The 8,098-nt window shown below is 55.1% G+C and carries 3 protein-coding genes; all 3 read left to right on the top strand.

Annotation, left to right across the window (positions count from 1 at the left end):
* A partial coding sequence (locus AC07VY_RS25160; protein WP_495099882.1) for a beta strand repeat-containing protein occupies positions 1-3,804 on the top strand: 3,804 nt, incomplete at its 5' end.
* 358 nt (positions 3,805-4,162) lie between these two features.
* Positions 4,163-4,864, top strand: coding sequence for a hypothetical protein (locus AC07VY_RS25155; RefSeq protein ID WP_495099884.1), 702 nt, complete (start codon positions 4,163-4,165; stop codon positions 4,862-4,864).
* A 1,128-nt stretch (positions 4,865-5,992) separates the two neighbouring features.
* Positions 5,993-8,098 (top strand): calcium-binding protein (locus AC07VY_RS25150; RefSeq protein WP_495099885.1); only part of this gene is annotated, 2,106 nt, incomplete at its 3' end.

Below are 8,098 nucleotides of genomic sequence, written 5' to 3'. Positions count from 1 at the left end.
TACGGCCAGGACGGAGATGACAAGTTGGACGGCGGTGCCGGTGACGACAACATCCGAGGCGGAAACGGCAACGACACACTGGTCGGCGGCGCAGGCAACGATGCGCTGTCCGGTGGCGCTGGTAACGACACCTTTGACGGTGGTGCAGGCAACGACATTGCCTATGGCGATGGTGGCAATGACACCTATTTGTTTGGCAAGGGAGATGGCCAAGACATGGTGGTCGAATTTGATACGACTGCCGGAAACGTTGACCAGATTATTTTCAAGGCGGGCGTAAGCGCATCGGATGTACGAGTAGGCCGAGATGGCGACATGTTGGTCTTGACGATCAACAGCACCGGCGATCAATTGCGCGTGCAAAGCTACTTCAACGCAGATGCTACCAACGGTTCGCAGGTTGAAGAGATTCACTTTACTGACTCCCCCAGCACAGTCTGGACCGTAGCCGATATCAAAGCCCAAGTCTTGGCTGGCACGGCGGGCAATGATTACTTGGTAGGTTATGCCAGCGCGGACACCATCAACGGCTTGGATGGTAACGACGACATCTTTGGCCGAGATGGCGACGACGTCATCGATGGCGGAGCGGGTGATGACAACATCCGGGGTGAAAACGGCAACGACATACTGAACGGAGGTGCGGGCAACGACACCCTGTCCGGCGGAGCCGGAAATAACACCTTCGACGGAGGTGCTGGTAACGACACGATATATGGGGATATTGGCAATGACACCTATCTGTTCGGCAAAGGGGATGGCCAGGACACATTAATCGACTTTGACACGGCTACCGGCAATTTTGACCAGATCATCTTCAAGGCGGGGGTGGCCGTATCGGATGTGCAGGTGAGCCGAGATGGCGATGCGCTGGTCTTGACGATCAATGGCACTGGCGACCAGATGCGTGTGCAGACTTACTTCAGTGGAGATGGGACCAATGGCTCGCAAGTGGAGGAAATTCGCTTCACGGACTCCCCGAGCACAGTCTGGACGTTGGCCGATGTCAAGACCCTGGCTCTGGCCGCCACGTCAGGCAACGATTACCTGGTAGGCTACTCCAGTGCGGACGTAATCAATGGCCTGGATGGTAACGACGATATCTTTGGCCGAGACGGTGATGACGTGATCGATGGCGGAGCGGGTGACGACAACATTCGCGGCGAGAGCGGCAACGACACGCTAATCGGCGGCGTAGGCAACGATGCGCTGTCTGGTGGTGCCGGTAACGACACCTTTGACGGTGGTGCCGACAACGACATTGCCTATGGCGACGGTGGCAATGACACCTATTTGTTTGGCAAGGGTGACGGCCAAGACGTGGTGATCGACTACGACGCCACGGTAGGCAACACCGACCAAATCATCTTCAAGTCGGGTGTAACAACATCAGATGTGCGGGTGGGGCGAGATGGCGATACGTTGATCTTGACGATCAACAGTACCGGCGACCAATTGCGCGTGCAAAGCTACTTCAACGGAGATGCGACCAACGGTTCGCAAGTCGAAGAAATTCGTTTCACCGATGCACCCAGCACGGTGTGGTCCATAGCCGATGTCAAAGCGATGGCGCTGACGGGCTCGGCAGGTAATGACTATTTGGCCGGTTACGCCAGCGCGGATGTAATCAACGGCTTAGACGGCAACGACGACATCTTTGGCCGAGACGGTGACGACGTGATCGACGGTGGTGCAGGTGATGACAACATCCGGGGCGAAAATGGCAACGACACGTTAAACGGTGGCGCTGGAAATGACACTCTGAATGGCGGGACCGGGAACGATACATACCTTTTTGGTAAGGGCGATGGTCAAGATACCGTAGTCGACTACGACACAACCGATGGTAATGTCGACCAGATCATCTTCAAGGCTGGCGTAGCCGTATCGGATGTACAGGCTAGCCGTAGTGGCGACACACTGCTGCTGAAGATCAACGGTACAAGCGACCAGATCCAAGTGTCTGGCTACTTCAGTGGAGATGCCTCTCAAATAGAAGAGATACGGTTTGCGGATGCCCCCAATACGGTCTGGTCTGTTGCTGACGTGAAGTCCTTAGTACTGTCGGGTACAACTGGAAATGACTACTTGGTGGGTACAGCTAGTGCTGACGTAATCAATGGTTTCGACGGCAATGACGACATCTTTGGCCGAGACGGCGACGACGTGATCGACGGTGGAGCAGGCGATGACAGCCTTCGAGGTGAAAACGGAAACGATACGCTGATCGGTGGCGCAGGCAACGATTCCTTATCCGGTGGTGCCGGCAACAACACTTTTGACGGTGGTACAGGCAATGACACCATCTATGGCGATGTTGGTAACGACACCTATCTGTTCGGCAAGGGAGATGGTCAGGACACGATATTCGACTATGACACGACCGCAGGTCATATCGACCAGATCATCTTCAAGGCTGGCGTAGCCGCATCCGATGTGCAAGCAGTCCGTAGTGGGGACACGCTGGTGCTAAAAATCAACGGTACCAGCGACCAGATCCAAGTGTCGGGTTACTTCAGCGGCGACGCCGCCAACGGCTCGCAGATCGAGGAGATCCGTTTCACCGATGCACCCAATACGGTATGGACTGTGGACGATGTCAAAGCCAAGGTGCTAACCGGCGGAAGCGGCAATGACTATCTGTTGGGCTACGCCAGCGCGGATGTGATCAACGGTGGTGATGGCAACGACGACATCTTTGGCCGGGACGGTGATGACGTGATCGACGGCGGTCTGGGTGACGACAACATCCGGGGCGAAAACGGCAACGACACCATGATTGGTGGCGCCGGTAACGACGCCCTATCCGGTGGCTCTGGAAATGACACCTTTAACGGTGGTGCAGGCAACGACACCATGTACGGTGACGGCGGCAACGATACCTTCCTGTTCGGTACGGGTGATGGCCAAGACACCGTATTTGACTACGACACGACCGCGGGCAATACCGACCAGATCGTCTTCAAGGCCGGCGTGGCGGCATCCGATGTGCAAGCCGTCCGTAGCGGCGACACGCTGGTGCTGAAGATCAACGGTACCAGCGACCAGATCCAGGTGTCCGGCTACTTCAGCGGAGACGGTACCAACGGCTCGCAGATTGAAGAGATCCGCTTTGCCGATTCCCCTAATACGGTGTGGTCGGTGGCGGACGTGAAATCTCAAGTGCTAACTGGCACCGCAGCCAACGACTATCTGACAGGGTTTTCCGGCGCAGACGTGATCAATGGCTTGGACGGCAACGATGACATCTTTGGTCGGGACGGCGATGACGTGATCGACGGCGGTCTGGGAGACGACAACATCCGAGGAGAAAACGGCAACGACACCATGATGGGCGGTGCGGGCAACGATGCCCTCTCCGGCGGTGCTGGCGATGACATCTTCAATGGCGGCGCAGGCAACGACATCATGTATGGCGACGGCGGCAACGACACCTATGTGTTGGGTCGTGGCGACGGTGTAGACACCATCGTCGATACCGACTCCACCGAAGGCAATACCGATGTGGTTGTGCTAGGTGCAGATATCGCCGTAGACCAACTGTGGTTCTCCCAATCCGGCAACAACCTGGACGTGAGCATCCTGGGCACCACCGATAAGTTCAGTATCCAAAATTGGTACAGCGGTAGCCAGTACCACGTGGAGCAGATCAAGACCAGCGATGGCAAGACCCTGCTCGACAGCCAGGTGCAGAACCTGGTCAGCGCCATGGCCAGCTTCGGTGTTGCACCCTCCAGCCAGACCGCTTACACCGCTGAGGAGAACAGCGCTCTGCAGCCGGTGATCGCTGCGAACTGGCATTGATCAGGCACTAAACCGCAGACGCTGTTCCGCATTGTCCGCATCAGGCCGCTTACGGGTGACCTGATGTGGATTTGCGTGTTTGCCCTCGCACCGATTCCCCATAAGTTCCGATGACCGATCCCCTGATTTCTCAGGCCTCGGTGTCATCCATGTCTGCCGCAGCCTCTGCGTCCATGGTGCCTAGCTGCTGGGCCAGCAACCATTGGCCCAAACTGCCTCTTGCGAACGCGTGCGGGCTGACACTATTGACAACCTCCCACATTTTGTGGATGTGACAAAAAATTCCCTACTATAAAATTTACAAAAAAAAACATAAATTTATTTCTGCTTTAAAAAATTCAGTGCTAGGGAGTTGTTTTTGATTGTTGTTGCCAATGTGGCGGCTGTAAACCGTGGTGCGTATGGCGTTCCACGGTTGTTTTGCTGCACGCTTGCTCACGCTGTGGATTCATTTCCCAACGCATCGTGCATACCCGTTTGCATCCGCCAGATGGCTGCTTCGACCGCAAAGCCTTATCCATCGATTTGGACTTCGGGGCAGGAAGCTATTTTTCGTGGCCCACGGCAAACCACCCACTCCATGCCTAGAAAAGCTAGGTTTATACGCTCCTGTACAGGTCATAACCTGCCCATCTGGCACGATCTGAACCAGGATGGCATCAGCCAGGCGGGAAAGTTACAGACTCTGGCGGCCACCGGTACCAACTATGGCGATGCCCAATTGGTGCAAAGCGGCAGCTACACCCGTGTCGATGGCAGCACCGGCCAAGCCGGTAGTTTTATCTCGACGCAGAACAATTTTGTACTCGAGTTCACACCCATCACTGTGAGTGATGCGACTAAAACAGTCTCCAATATTGGCGGCAGCGACTGGGTGCGGGATCTGCAAGTAGCCATGAGCCTGGGCGCGGCAGAGGTGTCGAAATTGCAAGCTGAAATTGGCGATGGAGCATATATAGCATGCGCAATGCGCTATGGAAACAGAAGCAAGAACGCAGATAACTCCAGCCGTGCTCGTGGCTTGCAAGCCGCACGAAGGCGTCCTCATTGCAAAGACTAGTGAATGGCAAACGAGTGCAACTGAGCCCGGGGATGAATGTGAAGGCGGAGATCAAGACTGGGCAGAAACGGAGTATTGAATTTCTGCTAAGTCCGGTGCAGCGGGCTGATAGTGGGAGTTTGCGGGGGGGGGAGGTGCGCTTGAGCCCTCTTTAAGGTCAAGCGAATTTTTATTGTGACCACGAGAGGCCTTGAACATGAAATATTTTTGCGATTAATGGAGCAAACCAATCCGTCTAGCCTACTACCGGTGGTGCCTCTTAATACAACGACAATACTAAACCATCAATTCTTGTCGGATGCCATATTGTTTTTATTATGAGTTGCAACCCTATGATTTTTATCTTGGTTTATCCTCGACCGGGAGAAAATATTTGCAAAGTCACTCAAAGTATATTTTTGTACTGCAATAATTTTATTGACAGAAATGCTTGTGGAAAATTTCTAACGCAACTCCGATTACAACCCAAAAATACTCCTTTATTGATAACAAGCTAGAGCACAATGAAACAAATATTCAATTCTTTATATCAAATTCATCCTTGGCTTCCGGCGATCTATATGGTGCTTTTTGCAATCGGATTGCTCGGGCCTGCTGTCTACTGCGCAGTAAAAAAATTACCCTATTCAATAGGAGTGATTTGGCGAAATGCCAAAAAAAATGATCTATTTGCAAAGGTGGTAATTTTTTCTTATTTGACGCTCGCGTTCATAACAGTAATTTGCCTAGCTCTTCCCCTATTCAATTGAGAATAATATCATGTCCATTTTAGACGGAATCACCGTATATCTTGATATAAACGCAGCCGCAGTGGGTGGTATTGACAACGTCATTCAGACCATTAACGCAGGCTCAAAAGTCGAAACAGCCGCTGGTGTTACTCAAGTCATCGCAGCAGTATCTGGACCAATACCAGGCTTGGGGTTAATAACAAACACGGTTGCCTTGACAATGGGTGCTGTCACGGCCGACCCAAATGGAGCCACGTTGGGCCAGACGATCAGTGCTGTAGGTAATGCCGTCGGAATAGTTGCAGGTGCATTTGCAATTGCCGGTGTTGCAGTGCCTGCTTTGACAGTGGTTGGGGTTGTCTTGACCGTCGGTGGAGCGGCGTACAACTTTTACGACATGTATACGAAAAATGCGCCGCCTACCACGATCTCCCCAACCACAAACACCAACTTCACCGCCGCCAAAAACTGGACCCCACCCCGAGACCCTCTGGTCCTAGACCTCGACGGCGACGGCATCGAAGCCGTAGGCATTGACCCCAACGCCCCCATCCTCTTCGACCACGACGGCGACGGCACCAAGAACGCCACCGGTTGGATCAAGGCCGACGACGGTATCGTGGTGTTGGATCGCAATGGCAACGGCCTGATCGATTCCGGCCTGGAGCTGTTTGGTGACAACACCGTGCTGCAAAACGGCCCCAAGGCCGGCCAGCGGGCCGCCAACGGCTACGAGGCTTTGGCCGACCTGGACCTGAACGGCGACGGCGCCCTCAACAGTATCGATGCTGCCTACTCCCAACTGCGCATCTGGCAAGACGCCAACCAGGACGGCGTATCGCAAGCCAGCGAACTCAAGACCCTGGCGGAGCTGGGCATTGCCAGCATCAACGTCAGCGGTACCGCCAGCAATGTCAACCTGGGCAATGGCAACACCCAGCCCTTCAGCGGCAGTTTCACCCGTGTAGATGGCAGTACTGGTGCCAGCGGCGTGGCCGAGGTCTCAGGCAGCCTGCTGTTGGCGTCGAATAACTTTTACCGTGAATTTTCGGATAACCCGGTGGTCACTGCCGCCGCAGCGGCCTTGCCGCAGATGCAAGGTAGTGGGTGGACCCGGGACTTGCGCGAAGCGATGAGCTTGGGCACCCCGGAAGCCGCAGACTTGCAAGACAAGGTGAATGCATTCGCGGCGGCCACCACGCGGGATGCGCAGATGGCGCTGCTGGACGGCGTGATTGTGGCTTGGGGCAATACGGCGACGCGGGTCAACGGGGTAGAGGACACACAGCAGGCAGGTTTCGACCATATTTTTACCCTGCGAACTGAGACGCTGCTCGCGGCAGATGCAAGTTTCGCTCAGGCGTTTGGCGCTGCCTTGGATGCAAAGGGGATGGATTGGCGTAGTGTGCCAGCAAATAATCAAGTTCAGATTCTGGGCCAAATGCTGTTGGATGCGGGCTTGATTAAGGGATACGACCAAACATCGACGGGAGGCAATATAGCCAGTACAGAATTCCGCACTTGGTCCCAAAGTGCTGCCGACGCTTTTGCGGATAGCCAACCCGCGCTAGCCAGCCAAGTGCGCGCCCTGGAGGCCTTTAATGGTACTACGGTACTAGACCGATTTGTAACGGCTGGCAGCTGGAATAACCAGACAGGTATTACCGGCTATATGGTCAACCTGCGGCCTCCTGTCGTAACCCTGCTCAACCAAGCCTACGATGCCCTGAAGGAAAGCGTTTACGCCGCCCTGGTGATGCAAACCCGGCTGCAACCCTACTTGGACTCTGTCGGACTGGTGATCGACGACACTGGCATTCGCTTCGACACCACGGCTCTGGCGGCCAAACTGGATGCTGCCAAGCTGGCAGACCCACGCAATGAATTGTCTGATCTGGCGGACTTGAATCTGCTGGCGCAGGATACCTTGCAGGCCGTGGGCTTTGATGGAATGGGGCGACTGCGTGCAGAAATTGCAGCTTTGCCCGTCGATTCAACGCTGCGAACCGATCTTGTCAATTGGCATGTATTGACCAGTGGCACAACGGGTACTGCGTACAGTGATATTTATCTGGGCACTGCCGGGGATGACAGCTTCAGTGCCGGGGCCGGAAATGACGTGGTGGATGGGGGGCAAGGCAACGACTACCTGGTGGGCGATGACGGCAACGACCGCCTGGACGGTGGCGATGGCAGCGACTCGCTCGCGGGCGGCAATGGCGACGACACGCTGTTGGGTGGCGCGGGCAACGACTACCTGTACGGTAGCGCAGGCGATGACATCCTGGACGGAGGTGCTGGTAACGACCTGCTGATGGGCGACGCCCTCTGGACAGGCGCGGGCAACGACACCTACCTGTTTGGCAAAGGCGACGGCCAGGACACCATCCGCGACAGTGACACGTCCGAGAACAATCTGGACAAACTGATCTTCAAGGCGGGAGTGGCGGTATCTGACGTGAGCGTTGGCCGAGACGGTGACGACCTGGTACTCAAAGTCAAT

The sequence above is a fragment of the Rhodoferax sp. GW821-FHT02C08 genome, assembly GCF_059421805.1.
The sequence above is the reverse complement of the archived record's forward strand: the minus strand, read 5'-3'. Positions and strand labels throughout refer to the sequence as shown.